Annotated in this window: 13 protein-coding genes; all 13 read left to right on the forward strand. The window is 72.3% G+C overall.

Annotated features, from left to right (window positions below; translation table 11 throughout):
- The first annotated feature begins 7 nt into the window (after positions 1–7).
- Genes OV208_RS12025 through OV208_RS12085 form a run of 13 tightly spaced genes read left to right on the forward strand, consistent with a single transcriptional unit; the run spans position 8 to position 24,702 of the window.
- The gene (locus tag OV208_RS12025; protein WP_267573972.1) at positions 8–2,335 is read left to right on the forward strand and encodes a phage tail sheath subtilisin-like domain-containing protein; all 2,328 of its coding nucleotides are present in this window, start codon (positions 8–10) and stop codon (positions 2,333–2,335) included.
- Positions 2,335–2,898 (forward strand): phage tail protein, encoded by a 564-nt coding sequence (locus OV208_RS12030; protein ID WP_267573973.1) that lies wholly within the window; start codon positions 2,335–2,337, stop codon positions 2,896–2,898. The genes OV208_RS12025 and OV208_RS12030 overlap by 1 nt, the downstream gene beginning before the upstream one ends.
- A 28-nt stretch (positions 2,899–2,926) precedes the next feature.
- Entirely contained in the window at positions 2,927–3,418 is a 492-nt protein-coding gene (locus tag OV208_RS12035; protein WP_267573974.1) for a phage tail protein, read from the forward strand.
- Position 3,419: 1 nt separating this feature from the next.
- Positions 3,420–4,295: a hypothetical protein gene (locus tag OV208_RS12040; protein WP_267573975.1), complete on the forward strand. Its 876-nt coding sequence runs from the start codon at positions 3,420–3,422 to the stop codon at positions 4,293–4,295.
- Positions 4,296–4,313: 18 nt separating this feature from the next.
- Entirely contained in the window at positions 4,314–4,529 is a 216-nt protein-coding gene (locus OV208_RS12045) for a hypothetical protein (protein ID WP_267573976.1), read from the forward strand.
- Positions 4,526–5,254, forward strand: a complete 729-nt coding sequence (locus tag OV208_RS12050; RefSeq protein ID WP_267573977.1) for a hypothetical protein — start codon at positions 4,526–4,528, stop codon at positions 5,252–5,254. Before OV208_RS12045 ends, OV208_RS12050 begins: the two co-directional genes overlap by 4 nt.
- Positions 5,255–5,259: 5 nt before the next feature.
- Positions 5,260–5,538, forward strand: coding sequence for a LysM peptidoglycan-binding domain-containing protein (locus OV208_RS12055; RefSeq protein WP_267573978.1), 279 nt, complete (start codon positions 5,260–5,262; stop codon positions 5,536–5,538).
- Entirely contained in the window at positions 5,538–6,725 is a 1,188-nt protein-coding gene (locus tag OV208_RS12060; protein ID WP_267573979.1) for a phage late control D family protein, read from the forward strand. Before OV208_RS12055 ends, OV208_RS12060 begins: the two co-directional genes overlap by 1 nt.
- Entirely contained in the window at positions 6,725–7,099 is a 375-nt protein-coding gene (locus OV208_RS12065; protein ID WP_267573980.1) for a GPW/gp25 family protein, read from the forward strand. The genes OV208_RS12060 and OV208_RS12065 overlap by 1 nt, the downstream gene beginning before the upstream one ends.
- Positions 7,096–10,869 (forward strand): hypothetical protein, encoded by a 3,774-nt coding sequence (locus OV208_RS12070; RefSeq protein ID WP_267573981.1) that lies wholly within the window; start codon positions 7,096–7,098, stop codon positions 10,867–10,869. Before OV208_RS12065 ends, OV208_RS12070 begins: the two co-directional genes overlap by 4 nt.
- Positions 10,866–13,412, forward strand: coding sequence for a hypothetical protein (locus OV208_RS12075; protein ID WP_267573982.1), 2,547 nt, complete (start codon positions 10,866–10,868; stop codon positions 13,410–13,412). Before OV208_RS12070 ends, OV208_RS12075 begins: the two co-directional genes overlap by 4 nt.
- Entirely contained in the window at positions 13,409–17,050 is a 3,642-nt protein-coding gene (locus OV208_RS12080; protein ID WP_267573983.1) for a phage tail protein, read from the forward strand. Before OV208_RS12075 ends, OV208_RS12080 begins: the two co-directional genes overlap by 4 nt.
- Positions 17,047–24,702 (forward strand): hypothetical protein, encoded by a 7,656-nt coding sequence (locus OV208_RS12085; protein WP_267573984.1) that lies wholly within the window; start codon positions 17,047–17,049, stop codon positions 24,700–24,702. Before OV208_RS12080 ends, OV208_RS12085 begins: the two co-directional genes overlap by 4 nt.
- The last annotated feature ends 19 nt before the right edge of the window (positions 24,703–24,721 follow it).

Consider the following 24,721-nt stretch of genomic DNA (forward strand, 5'->3'; position numbering starts at 1 on the left):
GACGAACGTGCCAGAGCGATTGCATCCGGGCGTGTATGTCGAAGAGAAGAGTGCCGGTGCACGCCCCATCGAAGGGGTGGGCACCTCCACGGCGGCGTTCATCGGGCAGGCGGCGCGCGGCATTCCGGGCATGGCCTGGTTCCTCACCGGCTTCGCGGAATACGAGCGCGCCTTCGGTGGACACCAGCCCGGGGAGGCGGGGCTGCTCGCCCAGGCGGTGGAGGCGTTCTTCGACTCGGGCGGCCGGCGCGCCTACGTCGTGCGCGTGCTGCCGTCGGACGCGGTGACCGGCGCCTCCACGGCCCTGGCCACGCGCGCGGGCGGCGGCCTCGACGCGCTCACCTTCCTGGCCCGGGGCGCGGGGGAATGGTCGGAGTTCCTGCGCATCCAGGTGGCGGATTCCACCAACTTCCCCAGCGAGGCGTTCCGCGTGGACGTCGTCTGGACGGAGGCCGGGGCCACCCGGACGCTGGAGACCTTCGACGACCTGCGCATGGACCCGTCCGTCGAGGACTACGTCGGCGAGCGCATCAACGACATCTCCCGGTACATCCGGATCCTCGACGGGTACCAGGTGAAGCTGGCCGCGTCGCCGTCCGGGACGGTGCTCGTCGCCGCCCAGGTGCCCCGGCTCAAGGCCGCCGTGCAGCCGAGCGGCAAGTACACCCTGTACGACGGCGCGAAGCTCCAGGTCGTGACGTCGGATGCCGCCCTGCCGGACGTGGAGCCCACGGCGCTGGACATCCCCGTCACGCAGGCCCTGGTGGTGGCCGCCGTCCCGGCCGCGACGTTCAGCAATGGCAGGGTCCTGCTGACCGCCGCCGAGCTGAAAACGTTCCTCGGCAACGCCGTGACGGCCGCGGCGCTCACCGGCACCTTCGTCATCGAAGGCACGGACGCGCCGGAGATCGCCCTCAAGGTGGCCACCGGGCCCACGCTCTCCATCGCGAAGCCCGTCGCTCCGGCCACCGCCTATGATCTGGATGCGGGGGACCTCGAAGTCACGCTCGGCACGCCGGGTGGAGACACGGACGTCCCCATCCCCATCCTCGCGGCCGACGACACGGCGGTGACGCCCGAGGAGCTGCGCGCGTCGCTCGCCGCCGCGCTCGCCGGGCAGGTCGCGTCGGTGGTCATCGACTCCGGGGGCAACCTCCTCATCACCGGCCTGCCCACCGCGGCGGGCACCACCACGCTCGCGGTGAGCGGCACCGGCATCACCGGCACGGCCGCCGCCGGGGCCGCGGGGCTGACGTCGACGAATCAAGACGGCCTCCAGCTCTCCATCTCCGAAACGCTCCAGCCCACGGTGCCGCCCATGCTCCGGCTGCTGGGCTTCGCGCCGCGCGCCCGGGGCTACGCGGTGAACTCACCGGCGAACCCGCTGGTGCGGCCCACGATCATCACCCAGGTGCGCCTCCTGGGCGGCAGCGACGGCAGCACGGCGCTGGACACCTCCGACTTCGCGGGTGACGCCAGGTCGCGCACGGGCCTGCACGCGTTGGACGGCGAGGACGTCAACCTGGTGGCGCTGCCGGGGAAGAACGAGGTCGCCTACATCTCCACCGGCATCGCCTACTGCGACAACCGGGGCGACTGCCTGTTCCTGGCGGACGGCCCCGGCGGCGTGGACAAGGACTTCGCCGTCGCCCCGGACGACGCCAAGCAGTTCATCGAGGGCCTGCCGTCGCGGTCCAAGAACTCCGCCATGTTCTACCCGTGGATCCGCGTGACGGATCCAGTGGGCATAGGCCGCAATCCCACGCGGCTCGTGCCCCCGTCGGGCCATGTCGCGGGCCTCTTCGCGCGCACGGACAACACGCGCGGCGTGTGGAAGGCGCCCGCCGGCATCGAAGCCTCCATCTCCGAAGCGCTGGGGCTCCAGTACCCGGTCATCGACGAGGAGCAGGACCTGCTCAACCCGGTGAACCTCAACTGCCTGCGCCAGTTCCCCGGGGTGGGCATCGTGTCGTGGGGCTCCCGCACGCTGTCGCCGGATCCGGAGTGGCGCTACATCCCGGTGAGGCGCACCGCGCTCTTCCTCAAGGAGTCGCTGCGGCGCGGCCTGCGGTGGGCGGTGTTCGAACCCAACGACGAGTTCCTCTGGAGTCGGATCCGCAACTCCATCCAGGCCTTCATGCTGGGCCTGTTCCGACAGGGCGCGTTCCAGGGCACCACGCCGGAGGAGGCCTTCAGCGTGGTGTGCGACCGGAGCACCAACCCGCAGGAACTGGTGGACGCGGGCATCGTCACCGCGCAGGTGGCCTTCGCGCCGCTCAAGCCCGCGGAGTTCGTGGTCATCGAAATCAGCCAGAAGAGCCTGCTGGCCGCCTGATGACGACCCCCGTCCCCGCCAACGCGCGCAATCCGCTGCGGACCTACCGCTTCCGCCTGCGCATGGACACGTCCGCCGCCGGTGACTACGTGGCGGGCGTGCGCTCCGTGTCCGGGCTCACTGTCCAGGTGGGCGCCTACGAGGTGTGGGAGGGCGGCAACAACCTGCACCGCTATGCCCAGCCCCACAAGGTGAGCTGGGACAACATCGTCCTGGAGCAGGGCCTGGCGGTGGATGACACGCTGGAGCGCTGGGCGCGCGCGGTGCTGGAGTTCGCGCGCACCGGCAAGGCGCCCGGTGAGGCGGTGAAGCGCGATGTCTTCATCGACCTGTGGGACGAGTATGCCCATCCCACCGAGGTCCCGACGCCGGGCCCCGCGTCGGCGCGCATCCGCAGCTTCCACGTCCACAACGCGTGGGTGAGCAAGTACCACGCCCTGCCCAGGCTGGACGCCATGGCGGGCGAGGTGGCGCTGATGACGGTGGAGCTCACCCACGAGGGCTGGGAGCCGGTGCCCCGTCCGCCCCCCACGAAACCCGCGCCGTCCACGACGCCTGCCTGAGTTCCCTGCGTCCTTCGAGGAGCCCGCCATGCCCCGATTCGTCGAATCCACGAAGCGAGACCCATTCCGGAACTTCAACTTCCGCGTGCTGCTCAACAACGTGGAGGTATGCGCGTGCCGGAAGATCTCCGGCCTCACCGGCACCGTGGAGGTGGTGAAGTTTCGCGCTGGCAACAACCTGAGCTCCGTGGATGAGCTGTCCCCGGGCCGCGTGCACTTCGACACCGTCACGCTGGAGGCGGGGCTCACCAACGACACCTCCTTCCTGGACTGGGCCACCCAGCTCATCCGCCACGAGGCCACCCCTGGCCTGCGTGCAGTGGAGCCCGAATACCGGCGCACCGTGGAGATCCTCGTCTACGACCTGGATCAGAACAAGCCGGTGAAGAAGTTCATCCTCTACAACGCGTGGGTGTCGAAGTTCACCGCGATGTCGGAGCTCGCCGCGGAAGCGAACGAGATCCTCGTTTCGATCATCGAGCTGAACCACGAGGGCTTCACCAGCGAGCCGGTGGCCTGACGTGCTCTTCGAGCCCCCCATCCCGGTGCTGCTGCCGCACGGCCTCTTCGACGAGGACGGCCGGTGCCACCGCCAGGGCGAGTTGCGCCCGCTCACCGGCCGCGAGGAGTGGGCGCTGGCGCAGGCGGGCGAGCAGCTTGATCCGCGCACCGTGAGCGCGCTGCTCGCTTCGTGCCTGGGACGGTTGGGGGAGTATCCGAACGTGGATGTGTCGCTCGCGGCGGCGCTGACGCGCGGGGACCGGCACCACCTGGCCCTTCACCTGCGGGCCCGGATGTATGGGGACCGGTTGATGCTGGTGGCGCGCTGCCCGGCGCCGGGTTGTGGCGCGATGGCGGACGTGGACGTGCGCCTGTCCGCGCTGGCGTCGGAGCGGCCAGACGCGGCCCCGGAGGTCCTTCGCGTGGTGCTGCCGGAGGGCTCCGCGGAGGTGCGCGAGCCGACGGGTGAGGACGACGCGGTGCTTTGGGACAGGCAGGGCTCGCGCGAGGAGCGCTCCGCGCTCCTGTGGTCGCGGCTGGTGGAGGTGGAGGGCCGGCCGCTGTCGCCCGGCGACTGGAGGGCGCTGCCCGCGAAGTCCCGGCACGCGGTGGCGCTGGCGCTGGCGGAGGGCACGACGGCGCCGGACCTGGGACTCCTGGCGCGCTGTCCCCGGTGTTCGGCGTGGTTGGAGCTGGAGTTGGATCCGTTCGCGCTGCTGGCGCGCGAGCTGCGGGATGGGGCGGCGCGGCTGGAGACAGAGGTGCACGTCCTGGCGTTCCACTACCACTGGTCGGAGACGGACATCCTGGCGCTGCCCCGGTCGCGGCGGTGGCGCTACCTGGAGCTGCTGCGCAGAGAGCTGGACGGCCGTCCGCTGGTGGATGGCTGGAGCTGAAGAAAGGACGCACACGCCATGGCCCCACCCCCCGTGCATGGACAGGTCGGACTCACCCGCCGCGAGCTGGAGCGCGAGCTGGCGTGGATGCTGCGCACCATTCCAGAGGACCCGCGCGAACTCGTGAAGCTGTTCACCCAGACGATGGTGGCGCTCATCGACAAGAACAACGACGCCATCGCCCGGAGCCTCGCCCTGCGTGAGGCGTCCGGTGACCTGCGAGGCAACGGATGACGCGCAACCTGGATCCGACGCTCCTCGCGTTCGACCAGCAGCTCGCCCGGGGCATGCTGGTGACGCTGCCTCAGGCGGCCGACGACACGACGTCCGAGCCGAGCGTCCGCGCGCTGCGCTTCCAGTACAACCCGGAGACGGTGACGCGCACCCGCGCGGGGCAGTGGGAGACGAAGCCGGGCAAGACGCCGGAGCAGACCAAGGTCCTCACCGACGGGCAGCGCGGCGGCGGTCTGCACGCCAAGAGCGAGACCCTCGCCCTGAAGCTCATCTTCGACGTGACGGAGGCGCTGCTGCGCGACCGCGAGTGGGCGGGCACGTCCGGCGTGCTGCCGGAGCTGGCGATTTTGGAGGGCATGGCGCTGGGCAAGGACCAGACGGGGGAGGAGGAGAAGAAGCCCGCGACGAAGCTGGTGTCGCTCAATCCCACGGAGCTGTTGCTGCTGCTGGGGCCGCGCAAGTTCCCGGTGGTCATCACCGGGATGACCATCGTGGAGCAGCGCTTCGACACCGGGCTGTTCCCGCTGCGCGCGGAGGTGGACCTGCGCATGCGCATCCTGGAGGTGGGGGAGAACGCGGCCAACAGCAAGGTGGCCCAGGCCTTCAAGAACCTGAGGGATCAGCGGCTGGAGATGGAGGACCTGGCGGCGGTGAAGGGCGCGGACGCGCAGACCCTCATCGCCCAGGCGCTGGAGCCCGGACTCAAGTCGAACGGCACGGTCTGACGGCCATGAGCGACCCCTCGTCCCGGAACAAGGACCAGCCGATGTACGCGGTGCCCCTGGGCGCGGGTGGCGCCACGGTGTCGCTGTACACGCCTCGCGTGGCGCCGCGTCAGGCCACGGCCCTCCTGCACAAGGTGGTGGCGGGGGACCGGTTGGACCTGCTCGCGCAGCGCTACTTCAGCGACCCGTTCCAGGCGTGGCGCATCGTGGACGCCAACCCCACCTTCGTCCCCGAGTCGCTCCTGGAGCCGGGCACGGTGCTGTTCATCCCGGAGAAGCCCTGATGGCGGAGCAACGCGCGGCGTTCCTCCAGCTATGGATCGACGGGCAGCCCATGACGGATGCCCGGGGCCGGGTGTCGCGCTTGGAGGTGGACGAGCGCACCGACGACGCGTCGTCCTTCCACCTGTCGCTGGACATGTCGCCCACGGACGCTGGGGACTGGGACGCGCTGGCGGACGGGCGCTTCCAACTGCTCAAGCGCATCACCATCAGCTTCGGGCTGGGCGCGCCGGACAGCGAGGCGCCGGACGTGGAGGAGGTGGTGTTCGACGGGTACATCACCGCGGTGGAGCCGTACTTTGGCCCGTCGCGGGTGCCGGACTCGTCGCTGGAATTGTACGGGCTGGACGCGTCGTGCCTGATGCACCTGGAGGAGCGCACGCGTTCGTTCAGCGACCTGTCCGACGCGGGCATCGTCCGGCAGCTCTACGGTGAGTACGGCTTCGCGTTGGATGTCCAGGAGACGGCGCCGGTGCGGGACGCGGCGCGCGCGGTGGTGCTCCAGCGCGGCACGGACGCGGCGCTCATCCGGTGGCTCGCGCGGCGCAATGGGTATGAGGCCTTCGTGGAGCGCAAGCCGGGCCCGGTGGGCGCGGGCGCCAACGCGGCGGTGGAGTGCGTGGGCCACTTCCACCTGCCCCGGCCAGACGCGCCGAAGCAGCCGGACCTGTCGCTGCTGCCGCGCTCCACGCCGTCGGTCATCGAGCTGAAGGCGCGGTGGGAGAGCCACCGGCCCACGGAGCTGAGGGGCGCGCACATCGACGAGCGCACCCGGCGCATCCGCTCCGCCACGGTGTCCGCGCCGCGCTTCCCGCGCATGGGGAGCACCAGCCGCGCGGACATCCTGAAGGCGCGCATGGCGGCGGTGCTGCCCAAGCGTCCCGACGTGACGGCGGTGGGGTTGCAGTACGTGGACGTGCCGCACGACGTGCCGGAGGTGGAGAACCTGGCGTGGGCGGACTACCGCGAGGCGGACTGGCTGGCGGAAGCGAACGGCACGGTGCAGGGCCTGCGCTACGAGCGCATCCTCCGGGCGCGGCGCCCGGTGGGGCTTGTCGGGGCGGGCAAGCTGATGGACGGCACGTGGTACGTGCGCGGCGCTCGGCACCGGTGGGTGTGGGCGGAGGCCCTGGCCCGCTACGAAGTGGATGTGGACCTGGCGCGCGACGCGCTCAACGGGGTGGCGTGATGGGCCGCGGTCTGCACTTCCCCTTCCAGTTGGGAGACCTGGGCACGCCCCGCACCGTGGGGGCCGCGCAGGTCATCCGGCAGCAACTGGAGCAACTGCTCTTCACGCTGCCCGGGGAGCGGGTGAACCGGCCGCGCTTCGGGTGCGGCGTGCAGAAGATGGTCTTCGGCGCGGCGAGCCCGGAGGCCGCCGCCGCGTCCGAATACATCATCCGCCTCAACGTGCAGGAGTTCATGCGCGAGCAGGTGCGGCTGGACGCGGTGAAGGTGACCGCCGAGGACGCGACCCTCTACGTGGACATCCTCTACACGCTGCTGGCGACGGGCGAGGAGCACGCGGAGCTGTTCCGCCGGGCGCTGGAGGCGCCTCCGTGAGCGCGCTCGTCCTGACGCTGCCCCTGGAGGCTTCGCTGGAGGCGGCGAACACGGCGTTGCAGACCACGTCCCCGGGCGAGGTGGAGTGGGTGCTGCCCGTGGGCGTGGGCGTACTCACCACCGACTTCGTCATTGGCTCGCCGGTGCATGCGCTGCGGCTGCGGGGCGGGGACGGTGTGACGCTGCGGCTCGACGGAGGGTCGCTTGAACTCACCGGCACGATGACGGGCCTGTCGGATGTGAGGGTCGTGGCCGAGGAGTCCGCGAAGGGCTTGGTCCTCAAGGGCGGGCGGGTGGAGGTGTCGGACGTGTCGGTGGCCGCCACGGCTTCGGCGGACTGCACGGCGCTGACGGTGGAGTCGCCCGACGGCACGGTGGTCATCGACTCGCTCACGGTGCTGGCGTCGAAGGGCTCGGACGCGACAGGGCTGCGGCTCCTGGCGAAGGAGGCTTACATCACCGGACTGTCCCTCTCCGACGTGGAGGCTTCATCCGGAGAGGCCTTCGGCGTGCGGGCGGTCTGCCAGCGCTCGCAGTGGGCGGACGTGGCGGTGCGGGAGGTCCATGGCGGGCAGGTGGGCGTGGGCCTGGAGCTCGCGGGCCTCTTCCGTGCCGACCTCTCCGGGCTCACCGTGACGAAGATCTCCGGAGCCCGCGCCGTGGGGGCCCGGGTGTTGGTGTCCCGCGAGGAGGGCGAGGGCCTGTCCTCGGTGGACGTGTCCATCAGCGAGGTGGAGGCGCTGGAGCCGGAGTGGTGCGTGGGGCTGCTGCTCGGCTCGTCAGGGCCACTCCAGGTGCGCGGCTTCACCGTGCGAGAGGTGTTGGGTGCGTTCGCGCTGGGCCTGCTCGCGCTGGGTGGACACGGCATCGAGGTGGGCATCGGGCAGGTGGAGGAGATCCTGGGCGGCACCGTGGCCACGGGCATACGGGTGCTGGGGGGACCGTCGCTCCTGCCGGTGAGCGTGCGCGACGTGGAGGTGAGCCGCGTGTCGGCGGCGCCCGTGCCCGCGGATGCGCATCCGGACCCGGTCTGGTCGGACTGGCTCCTCGCCGCTCTGGACTCCCTCGCGGGGGCGGTCGTCGGTCCGCTGACGCTGCCCGCGTTTCCGGCGGTCGCGGACGTGGTGGGCCTGCACGTGGCCGCTCCGCTGGGGGGACTGGAGCCCGTGCTGGACGTGGGCACCCCGGGGGAAATCACCGTCGAGGACTGCTCGCTGTTCGTCATCACCGGCACCGCGCTGCAACTGGAGGGCGGGCTGCGCACGGCGCTGGTGCGGCGCACCGAGGCGTGGACCTCCGTGCACGGGGGCTGGCTCCAGGCGGAACAGCTCCTGCTGGCGCAGCTCACCTGGCACCGGCACGCGCACGGGCTCCGGCTGGGGCCGGGCGAGGTGCGCGCGTATGACTCGCTCTTCACGGCCATCGTCGGCAAGCCGTTCGTGTTGGAGTCGGACGCGGAGCTGTCCGCGTCGCTCGCGCTCTTCGCCGAAGGGGCGGGGCCTCCGTTCCTGGAGGTGGGCCCGCTTCCCTACGTGACGCCGGGGACGCCGACGGTGCCCGCGGTGTTGCTCACCGGCAGCCTGCCTCCGCCGGAGACGGTGGACCTGCGGCTGGTGCCGGACGCGGTGGTCTCTCGTGCCGCCGTGGCCGTGCCGGGGGACGGTCCTCGTGATCCGGCGCCATTCGTCGGGGCGTGGGCTCCGGACGTGGTGCCGGGATGTGACGTGCGCGACCCGCAGCCCCGCCCGTGGCTTCCGGCCCCGGAGCTTCCGGCGCCCGGCGCGCTGGTGGACTACCTGGCCCGGGATGCGCGCTCGCTGCTGGCGGTGATGCTGGAGCGGGCCCGCACGGTGATGGCGCCGTGGGAGGACCGGGGGCCGGCGGACTTCACCACCATGTTGCTGGAGGCCGTGGCCGCGCAGTTGGACTCGCTCGCCTACCAGCAGGAGCGCGCGGTGGTGGAGGGCTTCCTGGAGGACGCGCGGTTGCGTCGCTCCGTGGAGGACCATGCGCGCGCACTGGATTACACGCCGGACCCCGGCCTGTCCGCCACGGTGATGTTGCGCTTCCGGTTGGATGGGGACGCGCTCGCGACGCTGGTGAAGGCACGGTTGGAGGAGCTGGACCTGCCCTCGCTTCCGCCCGGCACCACGGCCCTGGAGTTCCTCACCGGAGGGGGCGTGCTGGAGCTTCCGGCGGACACGCTGGTGGCCAACAGCTCCACGCAGGAGCAGTCGCTGGTGTTCGTCACCGAAGCGCCCCTGTCGTACTTCCCTCGCCTGGAGTCCATCTCGCTCGCGGAGTCGGTGCGGGTGGGGGACACCGGGGCCACGCTCGCGGGCGTGTTCCCGGAGCTGGAGCCCGGCCGGTGGCTGGTGCTGTACCGGGGACGCGGCGAGGGTGGGCACGTGGTGCGCGTCACGTCGGTGGCGCTCGCCACGGACACGACCTTCGTCGGGTGGGATCCGCGCCGGCTGGCGACGGAGACCTTCCTGGCTCCTGGCGATCCGCTGCCCGGGCCTCGTGCGGTGGTGCTGGGCAACGTCGTGCCCGCGCACCATGGGCTGCCAGTGACGCCGTTGCCGGAAGGCTTCGAATCGGATTCAGCGGAGCCCTTCGCGCGCAGCCTCGCGCAGTGGCGCGCATTGCTGTCCCCCACCGTGGATGGCAGCCGTGAGCGCGAGGTGGTGCTGCCCTTCCATCCCATCAGCGTCCAGGCCCCCGGGTATCCCCTGCCGGGAGACGAGCCGCGGCGAGGCACGCCCCAGCTCCAGATGAGCGTGGAGGACGACCCGTGGACGCTGGTGGAGGACCTGTCCGTGCAGGGACCCGGGGATGAAGTCGTCGTGCTGCGCGCGACCCCCAACGGTGGCGCAAGCCTCCGGTGTGGGGATGGCGTCAACGGCGCCGCGCTGCCGCCGCGCATGACGGCACTGGGCCTGTCGTTGCGCGTGGGGTTGGGCACGGTGGCCAACGTGGGGGAGGGCGTGCTCACGCGCCTGCTCCAGGTGCCGCTGGATGCCCAGCGCTCGCCGTCGGCGGGGGCATTGCTCGACCAGTCGATGGACGACGTGCGCCTGTTGGTGCGCGTGGACAACCCGCTGCCCGCGGTCGGGGGACGCGATCCGGAATCGCTCGACTCCATCCGCTACCGCGCACCGGCGGGAGTTTCAGAGCCGCTGTCCGCCGTCACCGTCGAGGACTACGTGAGCCTGCTCCAGCGGATGCCGGAGGTCGCCGGGGCCTCCGCGCGGGTCGTGGCCAGGGATCTGCGCACCGTCATCCGCGTCACCGTGCTGCTGCGCGACGAGGACACGCTGGACCCGGATGAAATCCTGCGCCGGTGGGCGGACGTGCGGCGGAGGCTGGAGGAGATCCGCCTGCTGGGCGTGGACGTGGAGGCGCTGCCGCCCCGGTGGGTGCCGCTCGATCTGGACCTGGAGGTGGACGCCGCGCCGCATGCGCAGGCGGATTGGGTACGCGATGCGGTGGTGGGCGCCATCGCGGGGGACGGAGGGTTGTTGGATCCGGACCGCTCCGGGCTGAACGGCGATGTGCAGCTCGCGGACCTGTACCAGGCGGTGCTGCGCGTGGCCGGAGTGACGGCGGTGCGGGTGAAGCGCTTCCGGCGGCTGGAATCGCACGCGCCGGAGCGGCTGGCCGAAGGGGTCATCCCCATCGGTCCGGAAGAGGTGGCCACCGCGCGCGGCGGCTTCTGGCCGGGCTCCGAAGGGGCCTTGACGGTGCGCGTCTGCGGAGGGCTGCGATGAGCCGCGTTCCCGAGACGCATCAGGCGCTGTCGCACGAACAGCTCCGCACGCGGCTGGGTGAGACCGCGCGCAACACCTTCACCCGCGGGGACGATGCGCCCACGTGGAACCCGCTCGCGTACGCGGCCCCGTCGTCGGTGGACCTGGGACGCGGGATGCTGGACAGCGTGGCGCTCGCGCTGCATGTGCTGTGGACGTACCAGCAGGCCTGGGCGGAAGAGTGCTTCCTCGCCACCGCCCGGCTGGAGGGGTCCGTCTCCAAGCTGCTCGGGCACATCGGCTACCGGCCGAGTCCCGGCACGGCGGCGGTGGGGCTCCAGCACTTCCGGTGCAAGGCGAACGTGAGCGGCACGCTGCCGGCGGGCTTCGCGGTGACGTCTTCCGCGCAAGGGGAGGAACTGGCCGCCACCTTCGAGACGCTCGCACCGCTGCGCGTGCTGCCAGAGCTCAACGAGCTGCGCGCGTTCATGCCGCCCCGCGCGGGCTCGGACTCTGGGACAGGGACAGGCGGAACAGGCACGGGCGGAACGGGCACGGGCGGAGCGGGCACCGGAGGGACGGGCGGGAACGGGGGGACTGGCGGCACGGGAGGCACGGGCGTGCCTTCGGAAGAAGCGGGCGAGCCCGGGGCTCCTGCTCCCACGGGCGGCATCTTCGGTCCCGGCTCGGTGCTCGCGGGACTTCAGGACCGCATCGAGGTGCAGCGCCACGGACCGCTGGAGGAGCGGCGGGTGGCTCGCGCGAAACAGGACGCGCGCAAGCTGGCGTCGCTCATGAAGACGCTGGACCTGGAGGGGGACTCCGGCTGCAAGAGCACCCTCGACGCGCTCTGCGAGCAGTTGTGCGAGGCCCAGAAGGTGGTGGCCCAGGCGGTGCCCCCCGCAGGTCGTCCGGTGGGCGCGCTGTCCGAGTCGCAGGAGATCGTCGCGCGGCAGTTGCGCAACCTCCAGAAGCGGCAGGCGGACGCGCTCGCTGCGTTGGAGGAAGCCCTGGCGCCGTGCGCGGACGAAGACCCGGCCGCGCACGCGCGACGGTTGGACCGGATGGTCACGTTCCTGGATGCCTTCGTGAATGGCCTCATCCAGGAGGCGCGCGATCAACTCGTCCTCCTGAAGGGCAGCGAGGCGCTGAACCGCGCGGACATCGCCTTTGGCGCGGAGGCGGGGGTGGCCAGGCCGCTGGGCCTCGCAGGCGCCGGGGCGGACACGTTCTTCCTGCAGCCCCTGACGGACGCCTCGGGGCTCTCCTCCCAGGAACCCCCAGTGCGGCCGGGAGACTGGCTGGTGCTCGCGGAGGACGTGGAGCGTCTGGGCCCCGCGGGCGCCAAGGGCACGGAGCGCATCTATCGCGAAGCGCTGCGGGTGCTCCGCGTGCGCATGGAGACGCCCGCAGGGCAGCGCACGCCGATGACGCAGGTGACATTCCAGCCGCCGCTGTCCCGCGCGTATGCGTTGGACCGGGTGGTGCTGCTGGGCAACAACACCCTGGTCAGCGAGGGGGCCACGGTGGAGGAGGTCGCCGAGCCCGCGCAGGACCTACGCACCGTGCCCCTGTTGCACGCTCCGGTGACCTGGCTGCGGGACGCGAACCACGCGGGAGGCCGCAGGCCCGAGGTGTCCCTGACGGTGGGCGGTCGTGCGTGGCGACCGGTGGACTCACTCCTGGAGGCCGCGCCGGATGATCCGGTCTTCGCGGTGGAGCCGTTGCCGGGAGGCGCCGCGAGGCTGCGGGTGGGCGGCCAGGACCACGGCGCGGCGCTGCCGCTGGGCGCGGAGGTGCGCGTGCGCTACCGCGTGGGCCGGGGCGTGGGAGGCAATCGGACGGCGCTGCGGCTGACGGCGATGGGCAGCCCGCATCCCTGCGTGGAGAAGACCTTCAACCCGCTGCTGTTGTCCGGAGGGACGGATCCAGAGGACCCGGCGCTGGCGCGGGTGCGAGGGCCCGCGATGGTGGGCGCGATGGACCGCGCGGTGTCGCTGTCGGATGTGCGGGCGCTGACGCAGGTCTTCGACGGCGTGCACCGGGCGAACGTGTTCCGCGAGGGCGTGCGCAGCCGTCTGCTGACGGTGGTGGTGTCGGGACCGGACGGCGCGGCCCTGGGTCGGGAGGACCTGGAGGCCCTGGGCGCGCACCTGGCGGCGAGGGTGGCCCCTGGCGTGGAGCTGCGCTTGAAGAACCGGCAGCGCGTGGAGGTGCGGTTGCGGCTGCTCCTGCGGGTGGTGACGGGCGCGGATCCGGTGACGGTGCTCCAGGAGACGCGCCTGCGGCTGGGCGTGGACCGGGACCCGGAGCGTGCACCGGGCCTGTTGGACGCCAACCGCGTGGAGCTGGGCGCGGACCTCCAGGTGTCGGACGTGTACGGCGCCCTGGCGGACATCGAAGGGCTGCGCTCGGTGGTGGTGCAGGGGCTGCATCACGAGGGCACTCCGCCTTCGCTCTCCGAGCGCATCACCGCCGCGCCAGGAGAGCTGCTCGGTTGGGCGCCGCCTTCGGGTGGAAGCGATGGCGTCGCGCTGTTCTACGAGGAGGCGCAGGACCGATGAGCCCTCCATCGCAGCGTCTGCTTCAGCTCCTGCCCGGCCTCTACACCGCGAAGGATGCCGTCCTCGCGGACCATCCCTTCCTCAAGCTGCTCGCCGTGCTGGGCACGGAGCTGGACGCGTCCTCCTTCGCGGTGGACCAGCTCTGGGATGACCACTTCGTCGAACGTGCCGGGCCTCAGGCACTGCCGCTGCTGGCGGAGTTGCTGGGCGCGCGGCTGATCACCGGCGACCCCCGCGTGCAGCGTGGCGTGGTGGCTCGCACGGTGGCGTGGCGCCGCCGCAAGGGCACGCCCGCGTCGCTGGAGGAGATGCTGTCAGTCACCAGCCTCTGGGACGCGGAGGCGGATGAAGCCTTCCGCTCGCTCCTGGAGACGCAGGACCTCAACGACCTGCTGCCCTGGCGCGGGCGCACCGCGGTGGTGTGGGATCCCATCGGCCTCGCGGATCCGCTCACGCGCCGCTCTCCCGGCATCGAACGGCCTCGCGATGGTGTCCCCGAACGGGGGCCGTTGCTCGGCGTGGCACCGGGCGAGACGTTGGATCAGGCCCTGCGCCGGTTGGGCCGCGCGGACGCGGGACGCAATGCCGCCTCGCCGCGCACGTTGGACCTGCTGGGCTGGGCCCGTCCGGACGTGGCCCTCATCCGCACCGCGCGCCTGACGCCCGTGGAACTGGAGGAGGTGACTCCCGCGGTCGTGCACGTCCTGCCCAATGGCTACCGGGGCTTCCGCGTGGATCCGCTGGACCGCGACGGACCGCTGGTGTGGCTCAAGCCGCTGGAGCGCGCGGACCTCACCGGAGGTCTCACCGCGCGGCATGAACCCGAACCCGCCTCGCTCGCGACGGGACGCACGGCGGCGATGCTGCTGACGCCCACCGCGCTGGCGGAAGACGCGGACGCGGCCGAGCGGGCGGAGGCCCTCACCGTCTCCGTGGATGGCATTCCCCTGGTGGGCCCGGAAGCGCTGCCGCTGCTGCGAGGCCCGCTGCCCACCGCACCCGTGGGGCCTTCCCCCTCGCTCCGGTTCGCGGACCGGGGACGGCCCTCGGCGGGAGACCAGTGGCGCCTCACGTTGCTCGCCGCGCGTGAGGACTCGGACACGCCGCTGCTGTCCACCGTGCTCGAACCGGGCGCGCCGAACACGGTCACCGTCACCCCGGAAGCGAACCAGTCCCTGGGCGGCACCACGGCGGCGTTGCTCGTCGAGCGCTTGAAGGGAGAGCCGCGCGTGCGCGACACGGATGGCACGTGGCGCACGCTCACCGCCGGCATCCGCCTGGGCCTGCCCCGGAGCAACGCGGTCCGCGTGCTGCTGGCGGGAGTCCCGTGGGTGGCGCGCATCGAACAGCACCTCGCGGACGGAAGCCTGCGCCTCGTCCGCTTCGATGCGAGCGGCGATGGTGAGCCCTGGCAGGCGGAGGAACTGGTGGGAGCGCTGCCTCCGGATGGGCCGGGCATGGCGGTGGCGGCCCTCGCGGACGCGCTGCTGCTGGTGGCTCCGGATGGCGCGGGGAAGCTGGGCGTGTGGTCCGTGACGGGCCTGGACGGTGCCACGCCCACGGCGACCCGGCTGGACACCCCGAGTCCACGACAGCCGGCGGCGAGATGGGCTCCCAGCCTGTGCGTGCGCGGGGGGCGGCTCTTCCTCTTTGGCGGAGACCTGGGCGGTGCGCCCACCGGGGACCTGTGGTCGCTCCCGGTCGCGGGCGGCACGTGGCGTCCGCATGCGGTGCGCAACCGCCAGGAGCGCAAGGCGGCCACGCTGCTCGGCACGCCGCAGGGACTGGTGCTCATGGGCGGAGAGGCCGTGACGGGGGAGCTGGCCGTGACGGTGATGGGTTGTGACCCCGCCTCCGCGAGTCCCGCCTGGCGTCCGCTGGCCCCGTTGCCCGTTGAGCCGGGACTGCCCGGGGTGCTCGTGGCCCGGGAGACCGCCACCGGCGTGGAGGTGCTCATCTGGGCGGACACGACCCGGCCCCGGTTGTTGTCGCTGACCTCGGGGGAGAGCGCCTGGGTGTGGGGCGTCCTGGAAGCGGACGGCGCGAACCCTCCGATTCCCGGTCAGGCGCTGTACGCCGACGGGCGCGTGCTCTTCGTGGACCCCGCGCCGCTGCCCGCGTCGGAGGTCGTCTTCTCGCTGGGGGGACGCGGCTACCTCGCGTTCCTGCCGGAGCTGGCGCTGCTGCCGGATGAGTTCCTGCGCTTCAACGTCGCCAATGACGGCGCGGTCTTCATCGAGCCTCGTCCGGGGCAGCCTCTTCCGCTGGATGCGCGCCCCGGCGGCGCGTACCACGCACGGGATGCCTCGCGGTCCGGCGATGCGCGCCGGTACTCGGTGCCCGGTCGTCTGCGACGTCACCTCTTCCGGCTGCGTCAGCGGAGCCTGGGGCCGTGGGGCGCGCTGGCCCCGAGCAACGCGGACGGCATCGTGGCGGTGGATCCGCGCCTGGGCCGCATCGTGCTCCAGGACGACGCTCCCGAGGGCCTCGTCACCGTCTCCGCCCGCGTGGGCCGGGGCGCGTCCCTGGGCGCGGGCCTGCTCACCCCGGACCGCCGTCCGCCGGACGACTGGGCGGAGCCGGACCTGCCGTTCCCCGAGCCCCCGGATCGCCCTGGCGATCGCTCCGGTACCGGGCGTCCTGTCACGGCGTGGATCTCCCCGTCGCGCGCGGGAGGAGTGCTCGCGGCCGGCGATGTGGAGCGGCCCATCGTCGCCACGCTCGCGGAAGCTCTGGGCATCGGCACGCCGCCGTTGGTGGGCATCATCGGGTCGCCTCGACTGCCGCCGGAGCGTCTGTCCCTGGGCCTGGAGTCGGGCATGTCCCTCTTCGCCGCGGACACCGGCGCCGCGCCCTGCATCGGCGCGGATGAGCACGGCCTCTCGCTGGCGCTCTACCCGGGCTTCGGTGGTGGCGCGGACACGCGCGTGTGGCTCGCGGGGTTGTGGCTCACCGGGCGGTTGGACCTGGTGCTCGCGCGAGGGCAGGCGGACCTGCGCTGGTGCAACCTGGGCGCGCCCGGGCAGGTGGGGCTGTGGATGCCGGGCGGTGGGCACCAGGACATCAGCGCGCGCCGCTCCCTGCCTCCGGCCGACGTGGAGCTGCGCCTCTACGGCTGCCTGGTGGGCGCCATCGAGCTGCCACCCTGGGTCCACCTCATCGCCGCGGGGTGCACCTTCGATGCGGGCAGTCGCGAAGCCACCGCCATCCGAGCGGCCGGCGCGAGCGTGAGGCTGCGGCACTGCACGGTGCTGGGCGCGACCGAGGCGGGCGTACTGGAGGCGTCTTCTTGCGCCTTCGCGGGCGAGGTGCGCACGGACCGGCCGGACCTGGGCTGGGTCCGCTACAGCCTGCTGGGGCGCGGTGGACAGCCGCCGGTTTCGCACCAGTCGCGGGTGCACACCGTGTCGTTCCAATCCAACCGCCAGACGGATCCGGGCTACCTCGTGCTGGCGGACAACAACGGCCCTGACGCGCTCCGCGCTTCCGAACGCGGCGGCACTCCGGGCGCCCACGGCGAACGCTCCGACCACGAGCGTGAGCTCTTCGCGCGCACCGACGACAGCATGCCCATTGGCGTGACGCCGTTCCACGCCGACCGCACCCAAGACGACCTCACCCGGATGAGCCGATCATGACCGTGAAAGCGTACACCTCCAGGTCCCGCTTCGACGAAGCCCGGCGATTCTCCGGCGTCTATCAACAGATGGGGCGCATGAGCCTCGACGCCGACCACAACGAGGAGGTGCGGCTGCGCACCGTGGACGCGCGCCGCCGCTCCGCCGACGTGGCCGACGGTTCGCCCGACGACGGCTTCCGCATCGTCGACAGCTTCCTCGTGGACCCCATCGGCAACGTGCTCGGCTGGACGGGGCAGGGGCTGCCCGCGGACGACGAGCGCGTCATCCCGCGCGAGCTGCGCCTGGATCGCTACGACGCGGAGACGCTGCCCTTCGTGATGCGCAGCCGGGGGCACGTGGCGCTGCGCCGCACGCTGCCCGCGCCGCTGGACCTCACCGCCGTGGCGCGAGCGGATGGCTCCACCTTCAGTGCCTCCGCGCTCGTCATGGGCCTGCGCTTCGAGCGTCCGCCCACCGACGATGAACTCGTGGACATCCGCGTGGTCGTCGCGGACACGGAGGGCCGCGAGGCCATCCTCTCCGCCGGCCTGGGCCAGCGTCCCTTCGGCTGGCACGACGTGCGCTTCCCCGTCGCCGCGCTCACGGGCGTGGACGCGACGAAGGTGAAGGCCTGGGGCGTGCTGGGCCTGCCTCCAGTGGCGCGGACGTGGGTGTCCGCGCTGCGCGTGGAGGACGCGGCGCTGGGGCCCGACGTCGTCATTCGGGGAGGCGATGGGACGCTGCCCGGAGCGGGCCGTCTGCTCCTCGACGGCGTGCGCGTCTTCCTGGAGCGCGACCTGCGCTACACCGCGCAGCCGGACCTGCCGGAGGCGCCACCGCTGGCCGCGCTGCCGGCGGACGGCAGCCGTCACCACTTCTTCTTCCTGGACTGCTGGGAGCTGACCACCACCCGGTACGACGACGCGTTCCTGGACGAGCCAGCGCTGGACGGCCAGGACACCACCGTGCGCCTGCGGCTCGTGTCCCAGGTGCGCGCGCTCCAGGGGCTGTCCGCCACCGACGCGGAGGTCCTGCCCACGCCGACGGGTGGGGGACGCCTCACGACGAACATCCCGACGGGCGCGCTGCCGGAACGCTTTCCGCCAGAGCCGTTGGACCCGTGCCGCGACCGCTGCCTCTCCACCGAGAACGCCTCCACCGGGGAGGGCTACCTGGGCACCGACAACCTCCACGTCCGCGTGGAGCTGTTCAAGGGCGGTGAGCGTCCGGTGGTGCTGTGGTCGCGCGACAACGGCTCCACGGTGCTGCCGCTCACCGCGCCCGCCTCCGCGGATGCGATGACGCTCCAGGTGTCCCCGGAGAGCGCCGCGAAGCTGCGGGCCGGGGACCTCATCGTCATCGAGGACCGCGTCACGCGGCTGCAAGCGGAAGGCGTGTCGCAGCCGGTGCTGCGGCGGCTGCGCGGCGTGCAGGCGGACACCGGCAAGCTGGAACTGGCGGACGCGAGCGCCGTGCTGACCACGGATCCGGTGCCGCTGCCGGTGGGGGGCACGCTGGGCCGGGCCTTCAATCCGGCGCAGGGCGCGCTGGTGCGGCGGTGGGATGGTGGCGACCTGCTCGTCACCGGCCTGCGCTACCGCTTTCCGGATGGCATCACGCTGGCGTTCTCCGGCAGCGGCTGGCGCACGGGGGACTACTGGTCCTTCACCGCGCGCGTGCACGCGGCGGACGGGGCGGCCCGGGGAGTCGTGGAGCAGCTCACCGACGCGCCCGTGCATGGCCCCGTGCATCACTTCGTGCCGCTGGCCCGCGTGAAGAATGGAACGACGCGCGTGTTCGAGGACCTGCGGCCGCGCTACCTCCCGCTCGCGCAGGTGAGGGACCGGCTCGTGGAGCTGTCCGAACGGGTGACGGGCCCGGGCGTCTTCACGGTCGTGGTGGGCGATGGCGTGCGCAGCTTCGGTGACATCGACCAGGACATGCTCGAAGGCATCACCGGGGACGAAGCCCTCCAGGCGGCGGTGGACCGGCTGAGCGGGCAGGGCGGCTCCATCTTCGTGCGGGCCGGCCGCTACAAGCTGGAGCACCCGGTGCTCCTTCGCAACCTGTCCTCCGTGCACCTGCTGGGGGACGGGGACGCCACCGAGCTGCGCACCCAGGGCTCCGGCGGCGCGTTCTTCGTGGACCGCTGCGGCCTGCTGGGCGACGTGCGCATCGAGGACTTCCGGCTGGTGGAGGCGCCCTTCGAGGACGTGGTGATGGGTGAACCCCGGCCCTCCCTCCTCACGCCCACCCCCCGCGTGGCGACGACGGACGGACTGCGCTTCGTGCCGCTCCTGGAGGTGGACGACGACCGCGCGCTGGAGACGGACGACGTGAAGCACCCGTCCGCCGAAGCCGACTTCGTGGACGTGGTGTCCGAGCGCATCAAGATCCTCGTGCCCGGTCAGGGCCGCGCCGCGGGCTCGGTGGTGGCGACGCTGGTGCAACTGCGCAAGCTGCAACGGCTGCACCCCGGCAAGCCGCTGGAGGACCTGCCGGAGGCGAAGCCGCTGCTGGAAGCGCTGGAGACGCTGCCGCACGGCGTGGTGACCCTGGCGGACTCTCACGGCGTGTCGCTGCGCCGCTGCCACCTCCAGGCGAACCAGGCCGGCAGCGAGGCGACGGGCGTGCTGGTGACGGGCACCTGCTCGCGAATCAACATCGACGACAACCGCATCAGCGCGGCCACCGGCATCGCCGTCGCACCGTACGCGCCCTATCTGGCCGAGCGTTTCCTCGCATCCTTCCCGCGCGCGGGCCTCTTCATCGATACGCTGTCCATCACCGGCAACCGGCTCCAGCCCCTGGGCGAGGCGACCACCGGCATCCACGTGGCGGACGGCACGCTGTCCGGCGTGGAGGTGAGGGGCAACCGCGTGCAGGGCTTCCACGTGGGCATCCTCGTGCAGGACCTGGCGGAGGGGGGCGCCACCGGCCCGGTGGACCGCGTGCTGGTGGCGGAGAACCAGGTGCTGGGCTCCTCGGCGGTGGGCATCCAGGTCGCGGGCGACGGCGTGGACGTCGTGGGCAATGAGATCCGCAACGCGGTGTCCAACGGCCTGTTCCAGGTGGGCATCCAGCTCTCCGGTCGGGGCCTGCGCGTGCGTGACTCCTGGATCGCGCTGCCCGCCGTGCCCGCCGCGTCGGTGTTGGGCGTGGTGGCCGGCATCGTCGTGGGAGATGGTTTGGACGACGGCCAGTCGAACGGACGCCCCGCAGTGGATGTGGAGGTGGTGGACAACCGCATCGAGGGCGCGGGCGAAGCGACGCCGGGCTTCGGCATCCTGCTGGGCGGGCCGCAGCCGGTGTTCGACGTGCGCATCCGAGGCAACGTGGTGCGCGCGCTGGGCGACGCGGCGGTGCGCGCCTGGGGCACGGGTGGCGCGGTGGGGCGCATCCGCGTGCAGGACAACCGCTTCGAACAGGTGGCCCTCGCGGACGTGCCATCGCAGACGGACAACACCCTGGCCCTGTCCCGGTTGGATCCGGGCCTGGAAACGAAGCTGAGCCCGGCCGCGCTGTCCCGGCCCCGGCCGCTGCTGGAGGCGCTGCTCGCCAACGTGACGCCCCGGGTGCGCGCGCCCCTGGACGCGGCGCTGCGGTGGTTGGAGCGGCTGACGCTGCGCGGAGCGGTGGTGCTGGCGGGGGTGGAGGAGGCCCACGTGAGCGGCAACCGGCTGCTCCAGGTGGGGCGCACGGTCGCGTACGGCGAGCCTGGCCTGGAGGACGCGGAGGTGCGCGCGGCGGGCATCGCGGTGGTGTCAGGCCAGGGCCTCACCGTGGAAGCCAACGAGGTGGAGACCCTCCGCGCGCCGGTGCGCAAGACGGCGGTGCCGCCGGTGAAGCCGCCGGTGAAGCTGCCGCCCATCGCCGGGGTCCTCCAACAGATGGGCCTCGCGCCGGCCACCGTCCGGCTGGAGCGCGGCGATGTGCACTCCGCCGTGGTGGGCATGTACGCCACCGTGTTGCAGTACACGGGCTCCGACGAGAGCGGACGTCAGCAGCTCGGCCGGGGCCTGTATGGACCGCTGGACACGCTCGCGCAGCAGGTGAAGGACCTGGGCGGCACGCCCGCGACCCTCACGGAGATGCTGGTGCGCGAGGTGGCGGAGATGCGCGCGGCCCAGGGCTACGAGGACCACACGAAGACATCGCACGCGGTCCGTTCGTCACTGGCCCGCGCCTCCAGCTTCACCGCGCCGGATGACCTGTCCCAGGACGCCTGGGACACCGTGGCGCAGTTCGACCTGGCGACCGTGTCCGGCAAGGAGGCGGTGGCGAAGACGGCGGACCGCATCAAGGGCTCCCTGGATGTCCTGGTGCAGGGCCTGCCTGACACGGTGAAGAAGCCGCTCCTGAAGGCGCTCGCGGAGGTGCAGGGCGAACCGGACGATCTGCAACGGATGGTCGCGCTGTCCGCGAACCTGGCCCAGGTGGCGCAGCTGCGCGAGGCGCAGGCCCAGAAGGCCCGGCTGCCCGTCATCGGCGAGGCGGTGGGCCCCCGGAGGACCATCATCGGCACCTTCGCCACCAGCGCGCTGGAGCAGCTTCCGCGCAAGGGCCGCTCCATGGGCGTGAAGGCCAGCGCGGACGTGCTGCTGCAACTGCGCCAGTCCAAGGAGGCCCTGGCGGATCAGCTCAAGGACGTCAACCCGCAGTTGGCCCAGCAGGTGGAGACGGACTACCGCGACGTGGAGCGCACGGGAGGCCAGTCCCGGCCGGTGGAGCGGCTGCGCTCCACCCTCAAGCAGATCCTGGAGTTCACCAACGGCGTGGTGGCCCCGGTGGAGCTGTCCGTGGAGGACGCGGAGCGCGTGACGGCGCAGGGCCGCACGGCCACCATCGGCCTCTACACCGCGAGCCTGGACCGGCAGGCGGCGGGCCTCATCACCGAGTCCGAGGACACGGTGGAGAAGCAGCTGCGCTCCTTCAGCACCGCCGTGGGGCAGCTGTCGGAACTGGTGAGCGGGGACGCGGAGCTGTCCGTGCTCTCCACCCAGGCGCACCAGGCGGTGCTCGCCGCCATCGCGCAGCCGCAGAAGCGCACGGAGCAGGTGGCCATCGCGCGAGGCCTGTTGGATCGCATCCGCGTGCAGACGCTGGACGTGCTGCCGACGCCGATTCCACTGCCTCCCACGGGGTCGGTGTGGGCGGATCCCCTGGACCGTAGGCTCGCCGCGTTGGGCGCGCTGGTGCTCGCGGTGCGAGGCGTCCCTCCCGGGAAGGTGCTCACGGAATCGATGGCGCTCTACGTGGCGCACTACAGCCGCGCCCTGGACATCGTGGGCATCGACGGGAAGTTCCGGGAGAGCGTCCTGCAGCGCATCCGGGAAGCCATCCAGCGACTCACCAGCAACGAACCCGGCGACTCCGCGCGCCAGGCACTGCACCAGCTTGCGAGGGAGCCGGCCGACCTCGCCGCCGAGGCCGTGGGCAAGAGCGTGGGGACGGCCTCCGCCCAGGCCGGCAGCCCGGTGACGCCGGAGCTGGAGGCGACCGCGGTGCTGCTGCGCGCGACGGAGCAGGGCCTCGACCCGGCCGAGGACGACGCGTCGCGCATTGCCCGGCTCCAGGAGTACCTGCGCCAGCGCGCCACGAAGGTCTCCGCGTCGCTCGTCGTCATCGTCACCGGCATGACGGACCTGGGCGGCATCCTGGAGGTGCTGCGCAAGTCCCTGGAGCAACTGGCGCGGGGCGAGGCGCCGGATCCAGGCGACCTGGTTCCGCCCGTCTTCGACACCTTCCCGCAGCCCGCGGATGGCCTCTTCCTGGCGGGCGTGGGGGGCCGGGTGAGGTTGTCCGGCAACACCGTGCGGGACGCCGTCACCGGCATCACCGTCCTGACCGCGTCGGGGCACGTCATGACGGAGTCGGAGGTGCAGCCGGGCTCGCTCCTCGACGTGGAGGGCAACCGGCTGGAGGGGTGCGCGGTGGCGGGCCTCGTCGTGCGCCAGGGGCTGGCGGTGACGGTGGTGGCGGACAACCACTTCTTCGCGTGCGGGGGGCTGCCCACCGCGGGTGACCCGGGCCTGGGCCAGGCGGTCGCCTCCTTCGCGGGCTCCGGTGAGCTGGTGGTGCGCGACAACGTCTTCCTGGAGAGCGGCAACACGCTGGCGCAGGCGCTGCTGCACGAGGTGGCCATCGACTGGCGCGGCGAAGTGGGCGTGCGCGGCAACACCGTGCGCCACGAGGGCGGAGGAGGAGGGGGCACGGGGGTGCTCGTCGTCACCGACACGCTCCCGGAGGGCCTGGTGACGAAGCTGTCCCGCGTGCCCTTCCTGGCCTCGGATCCTCCGCCCAAGGTCGACCTGCCCGGACGCTCCGTCACGCCCGCGACGCTGGCGTTCCCGGTGAATGTGCTCGCCGGGGTGCCGCGCGCGGAGGACCTGGTGCAGCTCGGTTCCCTGAAGCAGCGCTTCGCGGCGGGGCCGGTGCTCAACCGCCCGCTCACGGTGCCGCCCCAGGTCTTCGTGCCCGCGAAGAGCGCCAGCACGGCGGCCTCGCGCTACCTGGACGCCGCGTTCGCGCCGGTGCAGTCCGCGCTGCTCGACTTCCTCATCAAGCCCATCCCCCTCCTGCCGCTGCCCCAGGTCCGGGCGATGCGAGGCGTGCAGGTGGAGGGCAATGACATCTCCGCCAGGGGCCCGGCGCTGCTTGTCCTGGGCAATGGCGGACCGGTCATCTCCACCACGGTGTCCGGCAACACGCTGCGCAGCGCGGGTGGCGTGGGCGCGGTGTACCTGCGCCGCGCGGACTCCACCGTCTTCAGCGGCAACCGCTGCGAGAGCCTGGACACGGTGAACGTCGTCGTCCTGCGCGTGGGCCGCGCGCCGGTGACGTTCACCGGCAACGTGGTGCTGGGCGCGGAGCCGGTGACGCCGGCCCTGCCGCCCGTGCAGCCGCCGTGGACGCTGCCCTCGGACTCGCTGATCCTCCAGATTCCGGTGGGAGGAGGCACATCGCTGGGCGTGCCGCTGAACCAGGAGCTGCTGCTGGGTGGCCTCCAGCGCCGCCGCGACGTGGCGAGCGACGCCTTCTCCACGCTGCTGGCGGAGATGGTCACAGCGCCGCCCCCGCAGGTGGGACCGGACGGCGAGCCCCTGCTCGCGGACATTCCCACCCGCGCCGTGGTGGACCGCCCCACGCTGGAGGATGTGCGGGCACGACTGCCGCAAGGCATCGACCTGCGAATCAGCACCCGGACGCTCTACGGCATCGCCGAGCCGATGGATGACTCGCCCACGGCGGCGCTGCGCAACCTGGTGGACCGGGTGGCGCTCCATGTGGAGAAGCCGGAGGACGTGCAGGGCCACGTGCGCTCCGTGCTGGCCTCGGCGGAGGGAGATCCGAAGAAGGCCCTCCAGCTCGTGGACAAGAGCGTGCTCGGCATCGATTCAGCGGCGCCCACCGTGAAGAACAGCATCCTCAACGTGTCCGTGCTGCACGAGGTGCTGGCGGACTCGTTCTACAGCGGAGGCAGCGTGGGGGGCCCCACGCCGGTGCAGGGCGCCACGGTGACGGCGAACGTCCCCGCGCCCCCTCCGCCGGATCCGTATGCCCACTCCGTCGTCATCCTGGGGGGCTCGCGCGTGGCGGCGGTCGGCAACGCGACCACGTCGGGCGTCCACGTGCAGGAAGCCGACGCCGTGGTGGAACTCAACCCGTAGCGAACAACGCCAAGGACCC

The organism is Corallococcus sp. bb12-1 (genome assembly GCF_026626765.1).
Taxonomy (GTDB): Bacteria; Myxococcota; Myxococcia; order Myxococcales; family Myxococcaceae; genus Corallococcus; species Corallococcus terminator.